The organism is Vibrio sp. 10N.239.311.G01, assembly GCF_041465805.1.
In the GTDB taxonomy this organism is placed as follows: domain Bacteria; phylum Pseudomonadota; class Gammaproteobacteria; order Enterobacterales; family Vibrionaceae; genus Vibrio; species Vibrio crassostreae_C.
Genome location: NZ_JBFSRM010000006.1, coordinates 170,592 through 193,481, shown reverse-complemented (window position 1 = coordinate 193,481; position 22,890 = coordinate 170,592). Strand labels below are relative to the sequence as shown.

Annotated in this window: 18 protein-coding genes; 8 read left to right on the top strand and 10 right to left on the bottom strand. The window is 44.6% G+C overall.

The genetic code is table 11. From position 1 onward, the window contains the following. The 4 genes from AB6D06_RS07225 to AB6D06_RS07210 form a co-directional block, all read right to left on the bottom strand. Positions 1–1,740, bottom strand: coding sequence for a hypothetical protein (locus AB6D06_RS07225; protein WP_372110075.1), 1,740 nt, complete (start codon positions 1,738–1,740; stop codon positions 1–3). Beyond that, positions 1,733–3,052, bottom strand: coding sequence for a tyrosine-type recombinase/integrase (locus tag AB6D06_RS07220; RefSeq protein WP_372110074.1), 1,320 nt, complete (start codon positions 3,050–3,052; stop codon positions 1,733–1,735). Before AB6D06_RS07220 ends, AB6D06_RS07225 begins: the two co-directional genes overlap by 8 nt. A 95-nt stretch (positions 3,053–3,147) precedes the next feature. Then, complete coding sequence (gene gorA, locus AB6D06_RS07215; protein WP_372110073.1) at positions 3,148–4,506, bottom strand: glutathione-disulfide reductase; 1,359 nt, start codon at positions 4,504–4,506, stop codon at positions 3,148–3,150. A 188-nt stretch (positions 4,507–4,694) separates the two neighbouring features. Next, positions 4,695–5,534, bottom strand: a complete 840-nt coding sequence (locus AB6D06_RS07210) for a 23S rRNA (adenine(2030)-N(6))-methyltransferase RlmJ (protein WP_010433428.1) — start codon at positions 5,532–5,534, stop codon at positions 4,695–4,697. Between the two features lie 279 nt (positions 5,535–5,813). Here AB6D06_RS07210 and prlC point away from each other — a divergent pair, with 279 nt between their 5' ends. Continuing rightward, positions 5,814–7,856, top strand: coding sequence for an oligopeptidase A (prlC, locus tag AB6D06_RS07205; protein WP_016789461.1), 2,043 nt, complete (start codon positions 5,814–5,816; stop codon positions 7,854–7,856). A 103-nt stretch (positions 7,857–7,959) separates the two neighbouring features. Here prlC and asnC read toward each other — a convergent pair whose 3' ends face one another. Continuing rightward, positions 7,960–8,424 (bottom strand): transcriptional regulator AsnC, encoded by a 465-nt coding sequence (gene asnC / locus AB6D06_RS07200; RefSeq protein WP_008218581.1) that lies wholly within the window; start codon positions 8,422–8,424, stop codon positions 7,960–7,962. A gap of 126 nt (positions 8,425–8,550) precedes the next feature. On the opposite strand from asnC, the gene AB6D06_RS07195 reads away from it, so the two are divergent. From AB6D06_RS07195 to AB6D06_RS07185, 3 genes are all read left to right on the top strand, one after another. Then, entirely contained in the window at positions 8,551–11,673 is a 3,123-nt protein-coding gene (locus AB6D06_RS07195) for an EAL domain-containing protein (RefSeq protein ID WP_372051201.1), read from the top strand. Positions 11,674–11,785: 112 nt separating this feature from the next. Then, complete coding sequence (locus AB6D06_RS07190) at positions 11,786–12,565, top strand: class I SAM-dependent methyltransferase (RefSeq protein WP_017060146.1); 780 nt, start codon at positions 11,786–11,788, stop codon at positions 12,563–12,565. A 141-nt stretch (positions 12,566–12,706) separates the two neighbouring features. Next, positions 12,707–13,297, top strand: a complete 591-nt coding sequence (locus tag AB6D06_RS07185) for a hypothetical protein (protein ID WP_372110072.1) — start codon at positions 12,707–12,709, stop codon at positions 13,295–13,297. 112 nt (positions 13,298–13,409) lie between these two features. Here AB6D06_RS07185 and AB6D06_RS07180 read toward each other — a convergent pair whose 3' ends face one another. Together AB6D06_RS07180 and uspA are read right to left on the bottom strand one after the other, a co-directional pair. After that, positions 13,410–14,288 (bottom strand): carboxylate/amino acid/amine transporter, encoded by an 879-nt coding sequence (locus AB6D06_RS07180; protein ID WP_017060148.1) that lies wholly within the window; start codon positions 14,286–14,288, stop codon positions 13,410–13,412. Positions 14,289–14,340: 52 nt separating this feature from the next. Then, positions 14,341–14,775, bottom strand: a complete 435-nt coding sequence (gene uspA / locus AB6D06_RS07175) for a universal stress protein UspA (RefSeq protein ID WP_004735555.1) — start codon at positions 14,773–14,775, stop codon at positions 14,341–14,343. A gap of 189 nt (positions 14,776–14,964) precedes the next feature. Between uspA and ftnA the strand changes: the two genes are divergently transcribed. The 4 genes from ftnA (at position 14,965) to AB6D06_RS07155 (ending at position 18,745) form a co-directional block, all read left to right on the top strand. Next, positions 14,965–15,492 carry a non-heme ferritin gene (ftnA, locus tag AB6D06_RS07170; protein WP_004735556.1) on the top strand — a complete coding sequence of 176 codons (528 nt, stop codon included), beginning with the start codon at positions 14,965–14,967 and terminating at the stop codon, positions 15,490–15,492. Between the two features lie 68 nt (positions 15,493–15,560). Continuing rightward, complete coding sequence (gene uspB, locus AB6D06_RS07165; protein ID WP_004735557.1) at positions 15,561–15,884, top strand: universal stress protein UspB; 324 nt, start codon at positions 15,561–15,563, stop codon at positions 15,882–15,884. Between the two features lie 250 nt (positions 15,885–16,134). Then, positions 16,135–17,328, top strand: a complete 1,194-nt coding sequence (locus AB6D06_RS07160) for an NAD(P)/FAD-dependent oxidoreductase (protein ID WP_372110071.1) — start codon at positions 16,135–16,137, stop codon at positions 17,326–17,328. Between the two features lie 526 nt (positions 17,329–17,854). Further along, positions 17,855–18,745, top strand: coding sequence for a LysR family transcriptional regulator (locus AB6D06_RS07155; protein ID WP_017079352.1), 891 nt, complete (start codon positions 17,855–17,857; stop codon positions 18,743–18,745). A 10-nt stretch (positions 18,746–18,755) separates the two neighbouring features. On the opposite strand, the gene AB6D06_RS07150 is transcribed toward AB6D06_RS07155, so the two are convergent. The 3 genes from AB6D06_RS07150 to AB6D06_RS07140 form a co-directional block, all read right to left on the bottom strand. Continuing rightward, entirely contained in the window at positions 18,756–20,288 is a 1,533-nt protein-coding gene (locus AB6D06_RS07150) for an AbgT family transporter (RefSeq protein ID WP_102332585.1), read from the bottom strand. A 56-nt stretch (positions 20,289–20,344) separates the two neighbouring features. Beyond that, positions 20,345–21,517 (bottom strand): amidohydrolase, encoded by a 1,173-nt coding sequence (locus AB6D06_RS07145; protein WP_017079350.1) that lies wholly within the window; start codon positions 21,515–21,517, stop codon positions 20,345–20,347. A 328-nt stretch (positions 21,518–21,845) separates the two neighbouring features. After that, positions 21,846–22,754 (bottom strand): DMT family transporter, encoded by a 909-nt coding sequence (locus AB6D06_RS07140; protein ID WP_372110070.1) that lies wholly within the window; start codon positions 22,752–22,754, stop codon positions 21,846–21,848. Positions 22,755–22,890 lie beyond the last annotated feature (136 nt).

Here is a 22,890-nt window from a genome sequence, read left to right as displayed (position 1 = left end):
CTACACCTCGTTAGAGCGCTGAGAAATCAATTCAAGTACAGATTCAGCTTCACTCCAAAGGGGGTGAAAACCATCATCGAGCTTTTTTTCTGCTTGCCTTAATAGGTGATTATTGATGTTGGGTAGTATTTTTTCATCTATGAATATTACGATATTTTCAAAGTTTTTACGGTAATGGCTTGTATCAAGATGTAGGTAGAGTGACTCCTCAATACACGCCTTAAAGCTGAGTAGGCACCATATATCTGCGAGAGATTGTACAATGACCTGATTAGGACAACCAAAACAAGCTAACAAGTCAGCACATGCTAGTTTCTCGCCCTTGCTTGCTAGCTTATGTTGAATGGCCTTCCGAGTGTATTTTTTAGACTTTTCACCAAATGGAGAAGCACAACTACTACCATTGGAGACCCTGCTTAAATTGGGAAGGTTTATCTTGTATTCTTCCTCGATGACCAGAAAATCGAGACCCAAATTGTTCTGTGCCTGTCTGGTATTAATACCACTTCTTACCTGTTCTTCCCTTATCGACATGGCATCTTGTATCATGCCGTTATTTGAAAAGCGATTACCATTGCTGTAGCTTCTCTTTCGGGTATTTGGCGTATTATTCAGCATGATGTCATTTACCATATCACCCTGATAATAGGTGGTTAGCTGAGCGCCTGTCTCACGAAAGCGACTGATAACAGGGCGCAATCTATTTCCTTGCTGATCGGTAAAGGTAAAGTGTTTTTCTACCCAGCGTTTTAAAAAGTCTTGCAGAGTTGTTGTCTTTAGGGGGTGTGCCTTTTTATAAGGAATTGTTTGAAGCAGAGTGGCGTTTTTATTTGAGTTTATTGTGCGGGAAGCATTGAGTAACTTATCAAAAAAACTCATGGCGTACTTAGGGACTTCTAGTTCATGCTCTCCTATCTCAATTTGAATTGTTTTAAAGGCGCGACGCTTAAAAGCCGACATTGTGTACCATGTTTCTCCTAATGTTATTGAGGCGTTGTCAGGTTGTTTTAGGCCAAATAAGTCACTTGTGTTTGCGTAAGTGTAATAGGCTAATAAATAGGTTGCAGCACTCATCATTTTTGTGATGCCAGAACAAAGTTGGTATTTTTTGTCTTGCCAAGTAAAAACCATAGTAGGCTTACATTTATAGGCGTGCATGTGCTTACCTGGGTCGTCAATGAATTGCTGGTAAGTTTGGTTAAATAAGCGTCGAAGAAAAGGGAGCAATTGGTTTAAATTATCACGAGTGTAGCTTTCAAAGGATCTTCTATCATTGTCATCCATAATTACTACGTTATCAAAATAATGGTGCGGTAAATCAACGTATTTAGTAAATAAAGTGACCATTTCAGATAGTCTTTTTTTATAGGTGGCGCTTTTTAGTGAACCCAACATGACTCGGTTTTGCAGATGTTCCATATAGCCTTCAGTTGAGGGCTTCGTAAAAGCGGGTATTTTATTTTCATCGCACCATCGAACGTATTGAGCAGCTTTTATATAAAGAGTGTAAAGAGATGCGTGGCTTCCACCTTGTGCAATTTCTTCTTCAAATCTTGTTTTTAATCTATAAATCAATCCTTCTCTATTTATAACTTCAAATTGCTTACCTTGCTTCATTCGCTTCGTCGATGGAAAGCCCTTTGCTAAAAACCGATTAAAGTCGGCAAGCCTGTTATCTCCAATGTTTAGTAAAATGCATAGTTCAGGGCTCCAGTTGCCCATACGGATGATACTATTCATTATTATCACCTAATGCTTCATGCATGATGCTATCTAAAATGCCAAACTTCACTTTGAACGCTTCTTTGCGTTGCAAATAACGTAGATACTTCCAAGTCGTGGATTCGTTTCTATGCCCCATCCAACCCATTAGAAGCGCCATACACTCCATTGGAGTTAGTCCAGCCTCAAGCAAGTCATTTAGTCTATATGTACCGTAGGTTGAGCGTAGGTCATGGAAGCGATGAATAAAGGAAGGGGAGATTTTCTTGATGGAGGTTCTAAGTTCCGTCCACCTAGCTTCAATGGATTTAGCGGTAACAGGATTGCCTTGCTCACTTACAAAAAGAGGTTCATGACGCTCACACAGCTCAAGCCTTTCGATAGTTTCCTGCTTGAGTGAAGACTTATCTTTGGGCAATGATTCTAATTGAGCATTGAGTTTGTTTACTCGTTTGATTCTGCGCTCAGAGGTACGGTATTCATTCAGTGTGGTTAGCAGCTCTGATGAGATTTCTACACGTCTTTGCTTTGAGTATTTAGTTTGAACACCTGTCGATTGAGGGGATAAAACGATCTCGTAACGATGCTTACTTTCAATCAAGGGTGTTGCGGTATCAAGTGCATTCAGGGAGAGCGTTGCCACCTCTTGAATTCGCATTCCTGTATCTATGGAGATTAACACCTGCAAGCGTAATTCTTCGGATGCGTTAGGAAGGTGCTGTGTCAGAATACTCAGTGACTCTTGAGCGAGTGGAGATAAAGGTCGAATGTTCTTACTGCTTGCATCCTTTGGTACTTTTATTCGCAAGTCACTCGTTTCAACGGTAAACGTTGGCGATATGTGCGCTAGCATCCCAGTGCTTTGAACAGATACAAACTCCATTTTAAATGGCGCTTCTTTCTCGTTCTTGATTTTTAAGTAACCATCATGCATTAACCACTTGTAGTAGTTAACAATCTGATTCATTCGTACGCTTGCTGTGCTGTGTGCTAATTCCCCGTTCTTGATTTGTTTTAACAGGTGAGAGCGAAAAAGATAAGTTGGCTTGAGCCTTTTAATGGGAGGGAATGTATTCCATACCAATCCTTTACCTTCAAGGAACTGGTAGTAAGCCTGTAATGCTTGAGCGCAGGGTGAAAGATCTTTAGCTGCTTTGATCGCTTTCTGATAGAAGAGGTAGCTGTTTGCCTCGTGGTTGAATGAACCATCTTGATTGAACAGTGTAGGTAGTGAGCCAATATTTCCCCTGAATGGAGTGCATTCGCAGATCTCATTACTGACTGATAATTCTGTCTGTTTATAGACATTGCCTGATTGTATGAGGTACATAAATTTACCTAGAAGATCACTGACTATACATACAGCATAGTCAGTGATGGGTTATTTTCCAGATTTACTTATGTGTGTAAGATACTTTTTCTACACTAACCTGTCATGGTAACAAACTCTTCGCTGCCCGTTGGGTGAATCGCCACAACAGAGTCGAAGTCTGCTTTGGTTGCGCCCATCTTCATTGCAACGCCGAAGCCTTGAATCATTTCATCAACCGTGAAGCCGATGCCGTGTAGGCCAACGACAGTCTCTTCTTCGCCAGCACATACTAGCTTCATCTTACAAGGTTGACGGTGCTTGGTTACTGCTGTGTACATCGCAGTGAAGCCAGATGTGTAAACCTTGATGTTGTCTTTGCCGTACTTCTCTTCAGCTTCTTGAGTCGTTAGACCAATCGTGCCGATAGGTGGGTGGCTGAATACAACAGTAGGAACTAGGTTGTAGTCCATTTTCGCGTTAGTTTGACCGTTGAATAGACGCTCAGAAAGCTGACGACCTGCTTTAACCGCTACAGGAGTTAGCTCGATACCGCCTTCCATGATGTCGCCAACACAGTAGATGCCAGGAACGTTAGTCGCTTGGAACTCGTCTACCTTGATGTAGCCACGATCGTTCGTCTCAACGCCAGTTGATGCTAGGTTGATAGCGTCAGTTGCTGGGTGGCGACCGATCGCCCAGATTAGGTGGTCAACGTTTTGAGTGTTGCCGTTCTCTAGGTGTAGAGTCAGTGTGCCGTCTGCTTCTTTCACTACTTCTTTTGGAACAGAGTGTGTATGAAGTGTTGGGCCTTCTGCTTCCATTACTTCTACTAGCGTTTCGATGATCATTGGATCAAAGCTACGTAGTGGAGATTCTTTACGGCAGAACAGATGTGTTTCTGTGCCAAGTGCACTTAGTACGCCTGCGATTTCTACTGCGATGTAGCCTGCGCCGATTACAGCAACACGCTTAGGTTGCTCCATCAGATCGAAGAAACCGTTTGAGTCGATGCCGTATTCTGCGCCTGGGATGTTTGGAATTGTTGGACGGCCACCTACCGCGATCAGGATGTGATCCGCAGTGTAGTGTTCACCGTTTACTTCAACGGTTTTCTCGTCAACAAACTTAGCAAAGCCTTTGATTACGTTTATTTTGTTGTTACCCAAAACGCGATCGTAAGACTCGTGGATACGACCAATATATGCTTGGCGGTTTTCAACTAACTTGCTCCAGTTGAAGCCTTTTACTTCAACGTCGAAGCCGTAATCTTCAGAGTACAGGTTGATCGCTTCAGCAACTTGAGCGCCATGCCACATTACCTTTTTAGGAACACAACCAACGTTTACACAAGTACCACCAAGGTCTTGAGCTTCGATAAGTGCAACCTTTGCACCGTGCATTGCTGCGCGGTTTGCTGATGCGATGCCGCCTGAACCGCCACCGATACAGATGTAATCAAAATGAGTCGCCATTACTTTCTCCATTTATTGAAGGCTGTGGGTACAGTGATCGCACTGAACACCTACGTCCTATAGATTCTTAAATTGTCTAATTATTATATTGAGGGCAGATCGGTTGAACTCAATCTCCCTGTTTAAAATTTATTCGTGTATGTCACAATCTACTGAATATTCGTCAGATCATGACGTTAAGTTCGAGATTATTCGGGTACGATCCACTCTACTTTGAAGTGACCGGTTGCCGGCGCAATTGCTTCCTTCAAGAATGGAAGAATTTCGTTCATTTGGCTTTCTAGCTTCCAAGGCGGGTTGATAACAATCATGCCTGATGCTGTCATGCCACGCTCGTTGGTATCTGGTGATACGCCAAGTTCGATTTGTAGAATCTTGTTGATACCTAAGCCTTCAAGTCCTTCGATCATGTCTTCGATATCACAGCGGTTTACTACCGGGTACCAAATTGCGTAGATACCGGTTGCCCAGCGCTTATGGCTTTGAGCAATCGCCGTCACCACATCGCGATACTCTTTTGCCAGCTCGTAAGGTGGGTCGATAAGTACCAAACCACGACGCTCTTTTGGTGGCAGGCTGCCTTTTAAGCGTTGGAAGCCATCTTCTTTGTAGATAGATACCTGACGATCGCGGTGGAACTCTTGCTCAAGCAGAGGGTGATCGGCTGGGTGAAGCTCGGTCAGTACCATGCGGTCTTGATCGCGCAGGTGCGCGCGGGCAACACGTGGAGAGCCCGGGTAGAAACGCAGTTTTTCGCCATTGTTGAGTGCTGAGATAGACTCAAGGTAGCTTTGAATGTCTTCAGGAAGTTCTGTTTGTTCCCAGACGCGTGCAATACCTTGTTTGTATTCGCCCGTTTTTTCAGACCATTCATGCGTTAAGTCGTAACGACCTACACCAGAGTGAGTATCATGATAAACAAAAGGCTTATCCTTCTGTTTCAAAGAATTAAGAATAAGGCTCTGTACGATATGCTTTACTACGTCGGCATGGTTGCCTGCGTGGAAGCTGTGGCGATAACTTAACAAATTAAACTCTCGTAACACTCTCGAATTAGAGTGTGGTTAGTGTAGGTGGGGTTAATCAGACTATTATAACCCTCAATGGACCATAAATTCTCGATCAATTCAGGAACAGTCGTTCGCAATATGCAGTTAGTTATTGGTTCTGCTATTGAAATTTGCCTTCATGGGCACTATTTAATAACTATTCGCAAGTGATTTTTTAGGGCGACCCTTAGCCTGATGACTGTAAGACGACCTCATTACAAAAAAGACGAAAGTCTCTAAAGCCAAAGGAATGTTTATATGTCTAATCCGCTATTAACCTTCACGGACTTACCTCCGTTTTCACAAATCAAACCTGAGCACGTTAAGCCAGCGGTTGAGCAAGTGATTGAAGCGTGTCGCAACAAGATAGAACAAGTACTTGAAGGTAATACTTCACCAAGCTGGGACAACCTAGTTGCTCCGATTGAAGAAGTGGATGATCGTTTAGGCCGTATTTGGTCACCAGTAAGCCACATGAACTCTGTTGTGAACAGCGACGAACTGCGTGAAGCGTATGAGAGCTGCCTACCAGTACTGTCTGAGTACGGCACTTGGGTTGGTCAACATAAAGGTTTGTTCGAAGCGTATAAAGCGATCAAGGCAAGCGAAGCATTCTCGGCATTAAATCGAGCTCAACAAAAAACCATTACTGACGCACTGCGTGACTTTGAATTGTCAGGTATTGGCTTACCCGCGGACGAGCAGCACCGCTATGGTGAGATCAGCAAGCGCCAGTCTGAGCTGGGTTCTCAATTCTCAAACAACGTACTTGATGCCACCATGGGTTGGAGCAAGCAAGTAACAGACGTGGCTGAACTGGCCGGTATGCCTGAATCGGCACTGGCGGCAGCACAAGCCGCGGCCCAAGCTAAAGAGCTGGAAGGTTACCTACTGACTCTGGATATCCCTTCATACCTACCGGTGATGACGTACTGTGACAACCAAGCGCTACGTAAAGAGCTGTACGAAGCTTACGTAACTCGCGCTTCAGATCGCGGTCCAAATGCTGGTAAGTGGGACAACACTGAGATCATCACGGAGCAACTTAAGCTGCGTCACGAGATCGCACGCATGCTTGGCTTTAGCACCTACAGCGAAAAGTCACTGTCGACTAAAATGGCAGAAACGCCAGACCAAGTACTTGGTTTCCTTAACGACCTAGCAGTAAAAGCGAAACCACAAGGTGAGCGCGAAGTAGAAGAGCTACGTCAGTTTGCTGAGAAAGAGTTTGGTGTCTCTGAGCTAAATCTGTGGGACATCGCTTACTACAGCGAGAAACAAAAACAGAACCTGTTCGAGATCTCTGATGAAGAGCTTCGTCCATACTTCCCTGAGTCGAACGTAGTTTCTGGTTTGTTCGAAGTACTAAACCGTGTGTTTGGTATGTCGGTAACAGAGCGTGAAGGCGTAGACACTTGGCATGAGTCCGTTCGCTTCTTTGATATCTTTGATGCGACAGGAACACTGCGTGGTAGCTTCTACCTTGATCTATACGCACGTGAACACAAGCGTGGTGGCGCTTGGATGGATGACTGTCGTGGTCGTCGCATTACTGAATCTGGCGAGCTGCAAACGCCAGTGGCTTACCTAACGTGTAACTTCAACAAGCCAGTTGGTGACAAGCCTGCGTTATTTACTCACGATGAAGTGGTGACTCTGTTCCACGAATTCGGTCACGGCATCCACCATATGCTAACGCAAGTTGATGCGGGTGCTGTTTCTGGTATCAATGGCGTGCCTTGGGATGCGGTTGAGTTACCAAGTCAGTTCCTCGAAAACTGGTGTTGGGAAGAAGAAGCGCTGTCGTTCATTTCTGGTCACTTCGAAACCGGTGAAGCCTTACCAAAAGAGATGTTAGAGAAAATGCTAGCGGCGAAGAACTTCCAATCAGCGATGTTTATCCTGCGCCAGCTAGAGCTTGGCTTGTTCGATTTCACGTTACACACAGAGTACGACCCTGAAGTGGGTGCTCGTGTACTCGAAACGTTGGCGGATGTTAAGTCTAAGGTGTCGGTTCTGCCAAGCCTAGATTGGAACCGTTTCTCACATAGCTTTGGTCACATCTTTGCTGGTGGCTACAGTGCGGGTTACTACAGCTACCTTTGGGCAGAAGTGCTATCGGCAGATGCGTTCTCAGCATTTGAAGAAGAGGGTATCTTCAACACAGAAACTGGTAATCGCTTCCTGAACAACATCCTTGAAATGGGTGGCAGTGAAGAGCCAATGGAGCTGTTCAAACGCTTCCGTGGTCGTGAGCCACAAATTGATGCAATGCTGCGTCATGCGGGAATCAACGCATAATCACGGTAACTATCTAGTTTATTAAGAGTTAATAGCGAAAAGAGCCTCTAGTTAGAGGCTCTTTTTTGTCTGTGCTTCAGGGGCCAAACAAGGCGAACGAATATTATGGATTCACATTGCGGTTGATAGGGTTCTGCAATGAAATCAGTGTCTCTGTCGACTGAACTTCATCGATCGCTTGCAGCTTATCGATCAATACAAACTGCAGCTCTTCTATCGACTTACACATCAGCTTTACAAAGATATTGTAAGCACCAGTGGTGTAGTACGCCTCAACCACTTCGTCTAAGGCATTCAGCTTAGCGATCGCCGAGTGGTAATCTTTGGCAGCATTAAGGTTGATGCCAATAAAGCAACACACGTCGTAACCCAGTTTTTTGGTGTTTACCACAACTTCCGTTCGCTCGATAATGTCTGCCGATCTCATCTTTTCGATGCGAACGTGAATCGTCGCAGGGCTGACATCGAACTGCTTTGCCATTTCAGCGTAAGGAGTTCGTGCATCTTCCATCAAGGTTTTGAGAATGGCACGGTCTAGATCATCTAGACGAGCTGTGGTTGTGGACATGCATAATCCTTAGGTTGAATGAAAAACATACCGGCTTGAGTACACATCATAGCCAAGGGTGATAATATTAGCAGTAACTATAGGGTTAGGGTGAATTCAGTGCGATTTTCGTTATTTTTTATTGTGATGTGTTGGAGTGTTTTTGCTTCAGCTCAGGCAAAAGATGTGTTGGTTATTCACTCTTATCATCAAGGCTTTTTCTGGACAGATGATTTCCATAAAGGACTATCTGATGAGCTCGATCGCGATGGGTTATCTTACCGGGTTGTTTATCTCGATACCAAGCGAACTCAAAACGCTGAATACTTAGAGCGAATTTATCAGCTATACCGCACTAAGCTGTCGCATGAAGAGTTTGCCGCTGTAGTCGTCAGTGATAATAACGCCCTCAATCTGATGAAACGCTTAGCGCCCGAACTCAATGGCACGCCCGTTATTTTTGGTGGCATCAACAATTTTTCTCCGCAAATGATTGAAGGCTTGCACGCAACCGGTATCACTGAAGATATTGATATGGCGAGCAATATTGAGCTGATCAATCGACTTCAATCGACGGTTAAAAAAGTTTACGTGGTTACCGATCACTCGGTAACGGGTGAAGCTATTCGCGCTCAAGTGGATTTATTTCTACAAAAACGCCCTGAGTTTTCTGGGATGGTGGAGCAATATACGCCTGATTCTTATCAAGAACTGATGACGTTCGCGCAACGCGCTGATCTAACTAAAAGCTTGTTGTTCTGGGCCTACTACCGCGACATCAATGGTCGGGTCAGCAGCAAAGAAGACTGGCGTCAGCTCAACAAAAAAACTCAGATGCCATTGTATATTGTGCATGATTTAGGACTTGGGTTTGGTGCGATTGGTGGCGTGATCCACAGTGGAGAAACGCAAGGTCGAGACACGGGGCGCGTGCTGTTGAGCGTGCTGAACAATCCTAAGGCTCCATTGCCATTGGTGGTTGCTGGCGCGCCAGAAATCAAACTCGATTACCAACAGATCTCACGTTGGGATTTGGGTGCAGAGAATGAAGCCTCAGTAACCTTCCTCAATAAGCCGAAGTCATTCTTAATGCGCTATCGCGATGAAATTCGCACCATCGGTTTAATGTTCTTGAGCATGTCGTGTGTTATCGCGGTGTTGGTGTATTACCTTAACCGTCTGAAGAAGAGCGAACGTGCAAGTCGCCAAAGCCAACGACTGTTGGAGTCGATATTTGATCAGAGCCTGCAATTTATGGGCATCATTGATAAGGGTGGCGTGCTGCTGTCGAGTAACAGCAAGTTACATGAGCTGCTTTATAATCAAGGCTATAAACTGGGAACGCCGCTGCAACAACACCAACATTGGGAAAGTTCTGCGCGAGAAGTGCTAGCCGAATATTTCATCGCAAAAAGTGAGCACCCAGCCTTACGATTTGAAGCCGAGGTGTGGTGTCGAGATCGCGGTGCGATGGTGTTGGATATTTCATTGAAGCCGATGCCGGGCAGTGAAGACGAAGACATTCAGTTTCTCTTTGAGGCGCGCGACGTGACCTCACGTAAGCTTGCTGAGAATAAGCTGTTCCAACGTGAAGCAAACTTGAAGCTGTATTACGACAAACAGCCGGTGATGATGATTACGCTCGATGGCAATAATCGCATTCAACAAGTGAACCAGTTTGCCGAAGAGCTTTTGGGATACCCTCTCGATCAGTTGTTGGGCCATCGCCCTAGAGAATTCTATGTTGATGAGAACGCGATGATTCCTCGTCATATCTTGCTGCAACCTCAGCATAAGATTCGTGGTGTGTGGCGTCGTGATATCGAATATCGCCATGCCGACGGCAGCAAGAGCTGGATTCGTGAAAATATCCGCCCGTTGGTGGAGTCTGATCAGCTGTTGATTGTGGGTGAAGACATCACCGAAACGCACGAGCTTTCTGAAAAGCTAGAGTATCAGGCTCGCTATGACCTACTGACTGACACCTTTAACCGCAACCACTTTGAGCAAGAGCTGCAAAAGGCGCTGAAAGAGGTTGAGAGCCACATGCGAACTCACGCAATGTTGTTCCTAGATTTGGATCAGCTGAAAGTGCTGAACGATACCGCAGGACATGAAGCGGGTGATGCTGCGATCTTGTTTAGCGCCAAACTGCTAGAAGACGTACTGCCTTACAATGCGGTGTTAGCGCGAATGGGTGGTGATGAGTTTGCTGTGCTGATGAAAGACTGTACTGAACGAGATGCGGTGAATGTGTGTCGCAGTATTATCTCGATGATGAGTGAGAATCCATTCTTGTGGGATGATATTCGACTCAACCTGACGTGCTCTATCGGTATTCGATTGATCGACCATACAGCAGCTTCACCACAGATGGTGCACGCTCAGGCGGATGCAGCTTGTCATGCCGCTAAAGAAGAAGGTCGCAATCGCTATCATCTTTACCATCAAGATGATGAAGACCTGCGTCGTCGCCATCTTGAGATGGAGTGCGTTAACCTAGTGCATGAGGCCTTGGCTAACGATCGCTTAGAGTTGTTTGCGCAGCGAATTCTTGGCCTAGATGAAGACAGCGATAAAATGCACTTTGAAATCTTGGTCCGCATCAAGAACATCCAAGGGGAATACATCTCCCCGGGGATCTTCATGCCAGCCTCAGAGCGTTATAACATCGCGCATTTGATTGACCGCCAAGTCGTCAGTCAAACCTTGGGTTGGTTGGAGCAACGCCCTGAGGTTATTGAGGAACTGGGGATGTGTTCAATCAATCTTTCCGGTCACTCGATGGGTAACCGTGAGTTTGTCGAATTTTTGATAGATAGCCTGAGCGATTCATCGATACCGTGTCATAAGATTTGTTTAGAGATCACCGAAACAGCGGCCATGAGTAACATGAAGCAGGCGATCAAGTTCTTCACTCGAATCAAAGAGCTTGGCTGCATGATTGCATTGGATGATTTTGGCTCAGGGCTATCGTCATTTGGCTATCTGAAAAAGCTGCCTGTCGATATTGTGAAGATCGATGGCTTGTTTGTACGTGATATTGATGTGAATGAGATGGACCATGTGATGGTTCGCTCGATCAATGATCTTGCCAAGCAGATGGGCAAGCACACCGTGGCTGAGTTCGTTGAAAATACCCAGATTATCGACAAGCTTATCGAACTGGGTGTGAACTACGCGCAGGGCTACATCATAGGGCGACCTAAGCCACTCGCAGAGCTTGTTGAAGAGTTAAGACAAGAGCGAGAGACAGAGCCATTGGTTTAGGTAAGCCGACTTTAGCTGGGAATACTTTTCACCGCTAATATGTATTGTTGAGGCAATCAGGTAAACTGGTTGCCTCTTTTGTTTTGAATACTACTGTCTGTTGGAGACGACCTTGCAACTACAACTGATTTGCGAAGATGCTACCCAAATCGATCATTTGAATGACTTAGCGACCCGCTGGAACTTATCTCATGATGAAAGCAGTGATTTTGCTTTGGTACTGACTAGTGAGCGACTTGAGCTACGTAAAGTCGATGAGCCTAAGCTTGGCGCTATCTTTGTTGATTTAGTGGGAGGCGCTGTTGGTCACCGACGTAAGTTTGGCGGTGGTAAAGGTCAGGCGATTGCCAAAGCAGCTGGTTTAAACAAAGGCGCAACGCCAACTATTCTTGATGGTACTGCAGGCTTAGGGCGCGATGCGTTTGTGTTGGCTTCTCTAGGTTGTAAGGTGCAAATGGTCGAGCGTCATCCAGTTGTGGCTGCACTGCTTGATGATGGCTTGCAGCGAGCGCAACAAGACCCAGACATCGGTGGTTGGGTAAGTGAGCGTATGAAGCTGATTCACGCATCCAGTCACGATGCGTTGGATAAGCTCAGCAACGATCCTGACTTCGAACAGCCAGACGTGGTGTACCTCGACCCAATGTACCCACACCCAGAGAACAAAAAGAAATCGGCTTTGGTTAAAAAAGAGATGCGCGTATTCCAATCTTTGGTGGGTGCCGATCTGGATGCTGATGGTCTATTTGAGCCGGCGATGAAATTGGCATCGAAGCGAGTTGTGGTTAAAAGACCGGATTACGCTGCTTGGTTAGACGAACAAAAACCGAGCATGGCGATCGAAACCAAAAAGAACCGTTTTGACGTCTATGTGAAAGCATCAATGACTTAATTGAAGCATCAATAACTTAGATACACGCTAAGAAAATTTCCCGTCATAAATACGATAAATTGCCATTTAACACTTGCGATAGTCGCGTTACGGATGTATATCTAACTAAGAATCATTATTATTCTTAGCTGGAGTTGAAGCATGGCTAAACGCTTTTGTAAGTTAAACCGTCGAGATATTACCGAACACTTGGGCGAGATCCACAGCTTAGTGACTGAACCTAAGTTCGTGTGTCGTTCTTGCGCGCGTTCTTCGGCGGATCAAGCGAATCTATGCAAACCCACCGCAATTCCACCTCTTGGTTGTCAAAACATACCCGTTGAAGAGAAAGTCGCATGCGGCCTGCTAGCGGAAACATTACCTGCACCAGAACTGTCGCTTGCGGAAATCAACGAGGCAATTGAACCGAGCGTACAAATGTTCGATCCAGCCGCCGCTGATATGGCCCCTGAGCTTGCCAAAAAAGAAGCCGCACAGAAAAAAGCCAAGCTGAAAAAACTGATGGCGAAGGCGAGCGGTGATGAGAAAGCTGAACTCAAACAAGCGAAGAAAGCGGCTAAGAAACAAGAGAAGTACAATAAGAAACTGGCGAAGATGATTAAGAAGCAGCAAAAGCTGTTTAAGAAAAGTCAGAAGCTGGAAAGTGAATTGGAACGAATCAACCTACAACTTGATGATGTTGCCTTCACTGAAACCAAGACTCAGGTAGTGAGCCACAATCAAATCCACTGAAGTTGATTTGAATGGTTTATTGCTACAGCGATGATTTAAAAAGAGCGACCTTAGGTCGCTCTTTTGCTTTTTGGGGTTATCCGAGCTGACTCATGTAGCTCGTTCAAATCAGCTAAGCGTTGCTTGCGGATCTTGCTACGCGCTTCTTCACCCACGTCTCATTGACGAATAAAGAGAATAAGATAACGGCGCCACCAATAGACAAGCGAACCAAATCGACATCTCTGTTCCAAATCAGGATATTCACCACCAGACCAGCAGGAACCAAGGCATTGTTCATCACTGCCAGCGCGCCAGCATTCACCATGCACGCGCCTTTATTCCACATAAAGTAACCCAGCCCCGACGCAATCAAGCCAAGGTAGATCAGGATTCCCCATTGAAGTGTGGTGGTGGGCAGTTTCTCTGGGTTGCCTAGTAGCATGAAAGCCACTGACGCGACACATAGCGCCCCTAAGTAGAAGTAACCAAATACGGTTCGCTGAGGCAACTCGGTCGATTCCTTCTCCATCACCACCTTGTAGCCCACCTGACCAATAGCAAAGCACAGGTTCGCGCCTTGCACGACGAGGAAGCCGACTAAAAAGTTTTCGTTAATACCTGCGAACTTAATGAATACCGCGCCCAATACCGCAATTGCCGCTGTCACTAGGTACCACGGAGAGAATTGCCCTTTGAGAAAGTCATAAATAAGCGTGACGTAAATTGGGGTAAAGACAGTAAACAAAAGGACTTCAGGAACGGATAGCAGTAAGAAAGACTGATAGTAGAAGCAGTACATCAGGCCAAGCTGGATACCACCAATTGCCATCAATTTAGCGATCAGCTTACGCGATACGCCGCGAAACTTTAGGAAAGGAAGAAATACGACGCCAGCAAGGGCAACACGCATTAAAACAGAGAACCAAGAATCAACCTGACCCGCAAGGTAAACGCCGATCAGGCTAAAGGAGAAGGCCCATAGGAGGGTAACACCAGCTAAATAGCTCATAGTAAAACTTCGTTAATAAGATATGGGCTGTATGTTACCTAACCTTAAATCATTAGTCTTCTGAATCTCTTAGAGGCACGACCAGCATATCAACCGGAGAGGCGTTGATCAGTTGTCGTGTTGAAGAAAGTAGCTTGCTCCAGAAATCTTGATGGTGACCACAAACCACGAGATCAACATTAAACTCGTTGATGGTGTCACACAGCTCATGACTCAAATCGCCACTGCCCACTAAGGTATGGGTGATTGGGTATTGAGCATGCTCAGCAAAATTTTGCAGCTGAACTCGAGATGCTTCCATCGCGTTATGTTGGGTTTCTGCCATGTTGATATCAATCAGGCCGGTATACAGCTCCGCGTAGTTAATATCGATATGGATAAAAGAGACTTTGGCTTCCAATGGCTTAGCCAATGCTACCGCTTTATCCACAATTAATTTGCTGTCTTCTGATAAATCGACCGCGACCAAAATATGTTTGTAACTCATATCGCTACCTCCTTTATTCATTGTCTGATTTAAGATTAGCACTATGCGATGGCTTTTTTTGCTGAAGTGATCTCATATCCACTGTCTTGCGTAATGACAGCTCGAAATATTGGTTAACTAATGGCCTGCGAGATATTCATTAAATAGTGATATAGTAGAGAAAATTGAGGATGTAATTAGGAGTCTTAAATGCTGTCAAAAACTATGGTTGAGCAACTGAATGATCAAATTAACCTAGAATTTTTCTCATCCAATCTATACTTACAAATGAGTGCTTGGTGTGAAGACAAAGGATTTGAAGGTGCAGCAGAGTTTCTGCGTGTTCATGCAGTAGAAGAAATGGAACATATGCAGCGTCTTTTCACTTACGTAAGTGAAACAGGTGCAATGCCAATTCTAGGTGCGATTGAAGCGCCAAAACATGAATTTGATAGCCTTGGTGCTGTGTTCCGTGAAACTTATGAACATGAGCAAATGATTACTCAAAAGATCAACAAACTGGCTCACGTTGCTTTCAGCACACAAGATTACTCAACCTTTAACTTCCTGCAATGGTACGTTGCAGAGCAACACGAAGAAGAGAAGTTGTTTAAAGGTGTATTGGATAAGCTAGAGCTTGTTGGTGAAGACGGTAAAGCACTGTTCTTTATTGATAAAGACCTAGCGCAATTGGCAAAAGATGGTTCATCTTCAATTATGGAAGCTCCTGCCGTTTAGGTAGTACGGGAAAGACACTGATTATCTTTTTCTTTTGAGTTTTCTTATGAAGATGTAGGGAGGAAAGGATGATCAGCGGCGACACTATTCTATTTGCACTAATGGTTGTGACTTGCGTGAACTGGGCGCGATATTTTACTGCGCTAAGAACACTCATTTATATAATGCGAGAAGCACATCCTCTACTTTATCAACAAGTAGACGGAGGTGGATTCTTCACAACTCATGGCAATATGACCAAGCAGGTTCGCTTGTTTAGTTACATCAAAAGCAAAGAGTACCACCATCATCACGACGAAGTGTTTATGTCGAAGTGTGATCGCGTAAGACAGTTGTTTATACTTTCTTCCGCTCTGCTGGGTGTAACGTTGCTGTCTTCTTTCATCGTCTAAGTTATTTAGTACGTGTGAAGTAGAGTTTAGGTTTTGGTGTAAAGCTTCGGTTGTTGGTTCGCTAAGCCAAGTAGTGGTTTTGCTGCTGTCTGCAAATTGTACAATTGAACATCAATTGCAAAGTTTAAAATTGCCGCTAGAATAGCGAGCAATTAGTAAGGATGTGCTGTTTATGCACATCCTTTTTTATTGATGGCATTTCGAGAACAGGGCGTACTCGAGGTGCAAAAGTGAAGAAAGCAGAACCCCAATGAGTGAAAAGTTTGATGTAATCGTAATTGGTGCGGGCGCCGCGGGCTTAATGTGTGCTGCGGAAGCGGGTAAACGTGGCCGACGAGTGCTGGTGGTTGATCATGCAAAGAAACCAGGCAGAAAAATTTTAATCTCAGGTGGCGGCCGTTGTAACTTCACTAACTATGATGTTTCAGCCAACAACTTCCTATGTAACAACCCTCACTTCGTGAAGTCAGCCTTATCTCAATACACCAACTGGGATTTTATCTCGATGGTGAGCAAGTACGGTATTGAGTTCGAAGAGCGAGACCACGGCCAATTGTTCTGTGTGAATGACCACACTGCAAAAGACATCGTGAGCATGTTGCTTGAAGAGTGTAAGCAAGCGAAAGTTGAACAGCGCTACCGTTGTGATGTTCACTCCATCGAAAAAACAGACGCTGGCTTTAAGATGCACCTTAATACCGACGAAGTTGAGTGTGACTCACTGGTTGTGGCGACGGGCGGTTTATCGATGCCGAAACTAGGCGCGACGCCATTTGGCTATAAGATTGCCGAGCAGTTTGGTTTGTCTGTGATGCCGACTACTGCGGGTTTGGTGCCATTTACTCTGCATAAAGAAGACAAAGAAGCCTTTGCTGAGCTTTCAGGAATCGCGATTCCTGCCGAGATCACCGCGCAAGACGGCACCTTATTCAAAGAAGCGTTGCTGTTTACCCACCGCGGCTTATCTGGTCCTTCGGTATTGCAAATTTCTTCGTTCTGGAAAGCGGGTCAATCGGTTTCGATTAATCTAGTACCAGAAGTGGACGTTGCTGAACTACTTGAAAACTCTCGAGAGAAACACCCAAATCAGAGCCTGAAAAACACCTTAGCGAAAGCATTACCAAAGCGTTTTGTAGAAGTACTGATTGACCGCAAAGAGCTTGAAGACAAGCCGCTCAAGCAGTTCAATGAAAAACAGCTGAATGACATTGTAGAGCATTTAGAGAACTGGAAAATTGCGCCAAACGGCACGGAAGGTTACCGAACAGCGGAAGTGACTCTAGGCGGTGTGGACACCAATCATCTATCTTCAAAAACCATGGAATGTAAGACGGTTTCTGGCCTCTATTTCGTTGGTGAAGTGATGGATGTAACGGGCTGGCTTGGTGGTTATAACTTCCAATGGTGTTGGAGTTCTGGCTTTGCAGCAGGCCAGTGGGTTTAAGAGTGACAGACAACAGGTTTGTCTCTTAATAGTGACAGCCACTAATTATCCCTCGAGAGTAGCTATTTTGCATTCTTACATTTAGTTTCTTTGGTGACTAAATTTCAACTTTCAAACCAAAACTCAATTTGTAATCGTCTTTATTGGGCTCTGAGTTGTTAGAGCCTAGTTTGGATAACATATATGCTTCACGGTTAATTTAACTTTCAAATCTAAACCCGCAATAATTTCCTATCTAACGCTAAACTGTTAACGCACCTCACATCTCATGGAACACTGAACAACCATAAGCATCAGTAAAGTCCAACTCCTTAGTCACTTCGCACTCTAAATTGGAAGGGCACAGAACGGTTGTAAAACTTTCTGCTTGATATGATTTTTAATGAGAAGCCACACACATTGTAGCAACCCATGACGCTGAACTGACTCTATCGCTTTGTGTGAATCTTATATTGTGAGTCTTCTTATTGATGTTTCGTAATCGATAACTTTGTGCAAAGAAAATACTTAAGGTGGTGTCAGTCTTATGGATGTGAGTTATCGACAACTTAAAGCGTTTATTACTCTTGCTGAAACTAAAAGTTTTACAGCCGCGGCTGAACAAATACACATTACGCAATCTGCATTGAGCCAAATGATGCAAAAACTTGCGGTACAAACTGCCTCAGAACTTATTGAGAAAAGAGGCCGAAAAATACTGCTAACTGAAACTGGTCGTACGTTCTATCAAGAAGCTTTGTTCATTGTTAACCGTTTGGATAAGTGGGAGTTGGAAAATAAAGCTCGTCAGCAAGGCTACCATCGAACGCTGGTTATCTCGTCTTTGTATTCAATGTGTTCTTCATTGGTTCCGAAAACCATCAGTGAGCTGAAAAGAACGCACCCATCTTTTTCGTTTCGGTTAATTGAGGAGCGAGTTAATGATATCCATAATTCAGTTCTAGAAGGACGTGCGGATATAGGTATTGGTACTCCCCCTAATAACTCGGAACTAAATTTTGAACTGCTGTTTCGTGATCACTTATGCTTTACCTGTAATAAGGCTCATCACTTGAGTGCAGAGAGTGAGGTTAACTGGAAGCAGGCTCATCAGTATGCTTCTATTGGTATCAGTCCAGGAAATAGTTTAAGAACACTTGCTGACCAGGCATTTATGCGAGCAGGTCTTACCTATGATCCTGAAATTAGTGCGTCACACACTTCAACATTGCTTGGTATGATCGATAGCGGTTTAGGTTCTGCTATTTTATCCTCAACCATCGCTTCATTACATGCTCATGAGAACTTGAGATTTATCCCAATAGTAAAACCAATTCAATATCGTTCAATTGGGCTAATTACAAGAAAAGAAACTCACCGACAGATCATCGATGAGTTTAATCTAATGCTCAGAAAGCAAGTCAGTCTCAAACTGTAGTTTACGCGGTCTACATAGGTCCAACAGGTAGACCTAGCATAGTGTAGGTCAAGAATACAGCTCCCCAGATTGTAAATAGAAAGAATGCATATGGGACCATCATAGCTAGAAATGTACCGAATTTTACGTTGGGGTTATATTTGGCTATCAACGCTAATACCATCGGCACGTAAGGGTTTGTTGGAGATATAATATTGGTTGTTGAGTCTGCGATTCGGTAAGCCATCTGAGTATATTCAGGTGATATATCCAGTAGCATGAATAGTGGAATAAAGACTGGGGCCATGATTGCCCATTGAGCCGAACCACTGAAAACAATCAGGTTCATGAACCCTGCAAGTATCATAAACATGGCTAACATTAATAGCTTTGGCACTTCAACCTGAGCGAGCATTTCAGCGCCATTCACAGCGAAAAATATAGCCAAGTTAGACCAATTAAACCAAGCAATAAATTGGGCAATAACAAAAACTAAGACGATGTAACCCCCAATACCATGCAATGACTTCGCCATCAGATCGGGCACATCACTCGCTTTCTTTATCTCTCCGGCTTTTACACCGTAAACCACGGCATTCATAATGAAAAACGCCATAATTATTGGGATTATGCCAGTAAGGAAGGGAGATGGAACTAAGCCGCCATCGGCGTTTTTCAATGGCGAATCACTTGGAAGTAGTAGCGCCACCATTCCTAGGATAAAAACAATTGATGCGTACCCAGACCATTTTAAAGCTCGTTTTTGAATGTCGGTGACACTATATTTCTCAGGGTTTTCAGTGCTCAGTGGAGACTCTTCGGCAGAGCGTTTTGTTTGCTTATCAAATCGCGGTTCTATGTATTTGTCTGTTATAAGTGTTCCAAGTATGACCAAGAGAGGTACCGAAAGAAGCATGAAGTACCAGTTAGCCGCGGGGCTAACTTCTACAGGTTCAACAATGCGGGCAGCTTCTGTTGAAATACCGGAGAGTAAAACATCCGTTCCTGCGATAAATACGTTGGCAGTAAAGCCTGCGGCCACAGCAACAAAGCCAGCAGCAATTCCTACGACAGGGTTTCGATTGGTCGCAGAGAAAATGATGCCAGCTAAAGGAGGCACTAAGATAAACGCCGCATCAGATGCTAAGTTACCGATGATCCCGGTTAGAAATATAGAGGCAGTTACGAAATTTTTGGGTGCGTTTAAAAGCGATTGTTTAATTGCTGAGTCTGCTAATCCTACTTCTTGAACAAGCCCTACCGCGAGCATCATGCAAAGTACCAAACCAAGAGGTTTAAACGCGATAAAATTTGATACAGCTGAATTTAGAATGTACACAAACCCTTCGCCACTGAGCAGGTTCTTTACTTTGATTTCATCTCCGCTCAAAGGGTGCGCTATATTCCCACCAAAAGTCGACACTATCCAAGACAAGAATATGACCGCTAAGCATAAGGTAATAAACATATAGAATGGATGGGGTATTCGGTCACCAAACTTCTCAATACGATCAATTATGCTGACTTTCTGAGGGAGTTGTTTTTGATCTAGTAAACCTGACATTTCACACTCCTGTGATTATTGAGGGTCACCGTGACCCCTGTGCTAATTTTTATGAGCTAGTTTTGTTGAAGTAGAGAGATGAAGTATGCGGCTCCGGTCGGTAACACTCGATCATTGAAATCGTAGTTCTTGTGGTGCAAGCCTATCGTTTCTCCATTGATGGTTAATCCGTTGCCGATGAACCCATAACATCCCGGTACTTGGTCTAGAAAAAAAGAAAAGTCTTCGCTGGCTAATAAAGCCTCACATGTTGCGTTAACCTGATCATTACCAACGACTGAAGAGGCGGCTTTCACTGCTGTCTCGACTTCGGGGAAGCTGTTGACGGTGGGTGGGTGAGATATTGGACCTAGGGAGAATTGTGCGGTCATGTCGAAAGCCATGGCAGTGTGAGAAACCAAAGTATCAAGTTGAGAGACCAAGCGGTCTCGCACATTTTGGGAGAGAGTTCTGAAGGTGCCACTCATTTGAGCGGTATCAGCGATAGCGTTAGTTGTCTCACCGCAATGTAACTGTGTGACTGAAACGACAAGCGGTTCAAACGGGCTATAAGTTCGACTAACTAAGCCTTGTATACCTTGATAGATATGGGTCGCAACTAATAAAGGATCTTGAGTGTTTTGTGGTAGGCCCGCATGCCCACTTTTGCCATTAATCTGAATAAAGAGACGATCGGAACTTGCCATGATCGGTCCTTCTTTGAATGCGAAATGCCCTTCTGGTATTCCTGGCATGTTATGAAGTGCGTAACATGCATCTAATGGATAGCACTCAAGTAAGCCATCCTGAAGCATTTTTTGCGCGCCACCAACGCCTTCTTCAGCGGGTTGAAAAATGAGTACGGCTTTACCATTAAATTGACGGTTTTTTGCGAGGTATTTTGCTGCATATAGCAGCATTGTGGTATGTCCATCATGCCCACATGCGTGCATTTTTCCGGCCTGACAAGAACGGTGAGAAAAGTTGTTTTCTTCGTGGATCGGCAATGCGTCCAGATCGGCTCTTAAACCTAAAGTTTTTCCGTCACCGAGTTCCCCTTGGATAACCGCAACAACGCCTGTTCCTCCAAAGCGAGAGTCTATTTGTTCAACGCCATATTCCTTGAGCTTGGCGATTACCATACTTTGTGTGTTGTGCTCTTCAAAACCCAGTTCTGGGTGTTGATGAATATTTCGTCTAATTTCTACCATTTCTGGTAGCCACTCTTCTAGTTCTTGTAATAGGGACACGTCATTTCCTTAGGTAACATTTTCATAACATATAATCATGACGGTGTCGTATTACCTAGTTGGATGCGTAATAGTCTTATTAGTAAAACTTATAGCAATCTATATCGAACTTTTTGATGTGGTGTTTTTGAATATCGGAGGTGTTGGGGTTATTCGCTGAAAATGACTTCAGTGAAATATTAGGGAACTAACATGACTCTAGAGGTAGATGCTTAATAATTAAAATAAAAATGGCGAGTCATAGGACTCGCCATTTTTGTATTCAAAGCTTGTTATCGTTGATAATTCGGGAAGTCGCGTAGTGCGATAATCCTAATCTTTCTGGGCATTAACTTTCAGGGCTGAGGTTGTTTTTCTTCTTTCCCCATTTGATCTGCTGGATAACAAGGCCGGCAATGATCAGTACCAAGCCAAACAGGGTCGCTGGGTGAATCTCTTCGCCGATAATAGTGGAAAGTAGCATCAACGAGATAAACGGCGAGGCAAAAATTAGGTTGCTGATACGTGCCGTGTTGTTGGTCAGTTTTAATGCCGAGAGCCACAAGACAAAGGTAATGCCCATCTCGAACAGGCCAACATAAGTTACGGCCATCCAACCTTTCGCTGTGATTTGCCTAAAGCTCTCGCCTTCAAAAAGGGTTAAACCGATCGCGAAAGGTAATGCCACTAAGAAACCAAGCAGTACGCCAACCACTGGGTCAGCCTTGTTTTTGGTGTTGAGAATCCAATATCCTGCCCAAAGCAGAGTAGAAAGCAGCGCCAGTGCCACACCAAGTGGACTATCGAACTGCATTCCTAGCACATCGCCTTTGGTGGCAATGACCACCACACCCGCATAACTGAAGGTACAAGCAATCCAATCTTGCTTACGAATCTTTTGTCCGAGAAAAACCGCCGCCATCAAGGTTAGCGTAATTGCCCAACTGTAGTTGATGGCCTGCGCTTGAGATGCTGGCAATAGGTCGTATGCTTTGAATAGAATCAGGTAGTAGGCCAGTGGATTGACCAAGCCGAGCAGTAGGTAATACCAAGGGTTTGAAAGGAACGTAGTACTCAGCTGAGAAAGCTTGCCTTGAAAGGCGCAGATGGCGATCAGTGCCATCGATGACACTATGCTGGCAATGGTCAGCATTTGAATCGGTGAAAACTCAGCAAGGGTCAGCTTAAAAGCAGTAGCGACCGTTGACCACAGCAGTACTGCGGAAAGGCCAAAGCCCAAGGCACGACGTTCGTTCATGGCAACTCATTCTAATTTGATGGGACAGAATACGGAGCGCCTAGTCTATCTGTCGAATTTTAATACGGCAAACTGGACATTTATCCAGTATCAAAATACCATTTAATGAGTTATTTCAAATTAGGCTAAATCATTA

Excerpts from the sequence above, each read along its gene's own strand:
- AB6D06_RS07225 (WP_372110075.1), bottom strand. The coding sequence starts at position 1,740 with ATGAATAGTATCATCCGTATGGGCAACTGGAGCCCTGAACTATGCATT.
- AB6D06_RS07220 (WP_372110074.1), bottom strand. The coding sequence starts at position 3,052 with ATGTACCTCATACAATCAGGCAATGTCTATAAACAGACAGAATTATCA.
- gorA (WP_372110073.1), bottom strand. The coding sequence starts at position 4,506 with ATGGCGACTCATTTTGATTACATCTGTATCGGTGGCGGTTCAGGCGGC.
- prlC (WP_016789461.1), top strand. The coding sequence starts at position 5,814 with ATGTCTAATCCGCTATTAACCTTCACGGACTTACCTCCGTTTTCACAA.
- asnC (WP_008218581.1), bottom strand. The coding sequence starts at position 8,424 with ATGTCCACAACCACAGCTCGTCTAGATGATCTAGACCGTGCCATTCTC.
- AB6D06_RS07195 (WP_372051201.1), top strand. The coding sequence starts at position 8,551 with ATGTGTTGGAGTGTTTTTGCTTCAGCTCAGGCAAAAGATGTGTTGGTT.
- AB6D06_RS07185 (WP_372110072.1), top strand. The coding sequence starts at position 12,707 with ATGGCTAAACGCTTTTGTAAGTTAAACCGTCGAGATATTACCGAACAC.
- AB6D06_RS07180 (WP_017060148.1), bottom strand. The coding sequence starts at position 14,288 with ATGAGCTATTTAGCTGGTGTTACCCTCCTATGGGCCTTCTCCTTTAGC.
- uspA (WP_004735555.1), bottom strand. The coding sequence starts at position 14,775 with ATGAGTTACAAACATATTTTGGTCGCGGTCGATTTATCAGAAGACAGC.
- ftnA (WP_004735556.1), top strand. The coding sequence starts at position 14,965 with ATGCTGTCAAAAACTATGGTTGAGCAACTGAATGATCAAATTAACCTA.
- uspB (WP_004735557.1), top strand. The coding sequence starts at position 15,561 with ATGATCAGCGGCGACACTATTCTATTTGCACTAATGGTTGTGACTTGC.
- AB6D06_RS07160 (WP_372110071.1), top strand. The coding sequence starts at position 16,135 with ATGAGTGAAAAGTTTGATGTAATCGTAATTGGTGCGGGCGCCGCGGGC.
- AB6D06_RS07155 (WP_017079352.1), top strand. The coding sequence starts at position 17,855 with ATGGATGTGAGTTATCGACAACTTAAAGCGTTTATTACTCTTGCTGAA.
- AB6D06_RS07150 (WP_102332585.1), bottom strand. The coding sequence starts at position 20,288 with ATGTCAGGTTTACTAGATCAAAAACAACTCCCTCAGAAAGTCAGCATA.
- AB6D06_RS07140 (WP_372110070.1), bottom strand. The coding sequence starts at position 22,754 with ATGAACGAACGTCGTGCCTTGGGCTTTGGCCTTTCCGCAGTACTGCTG.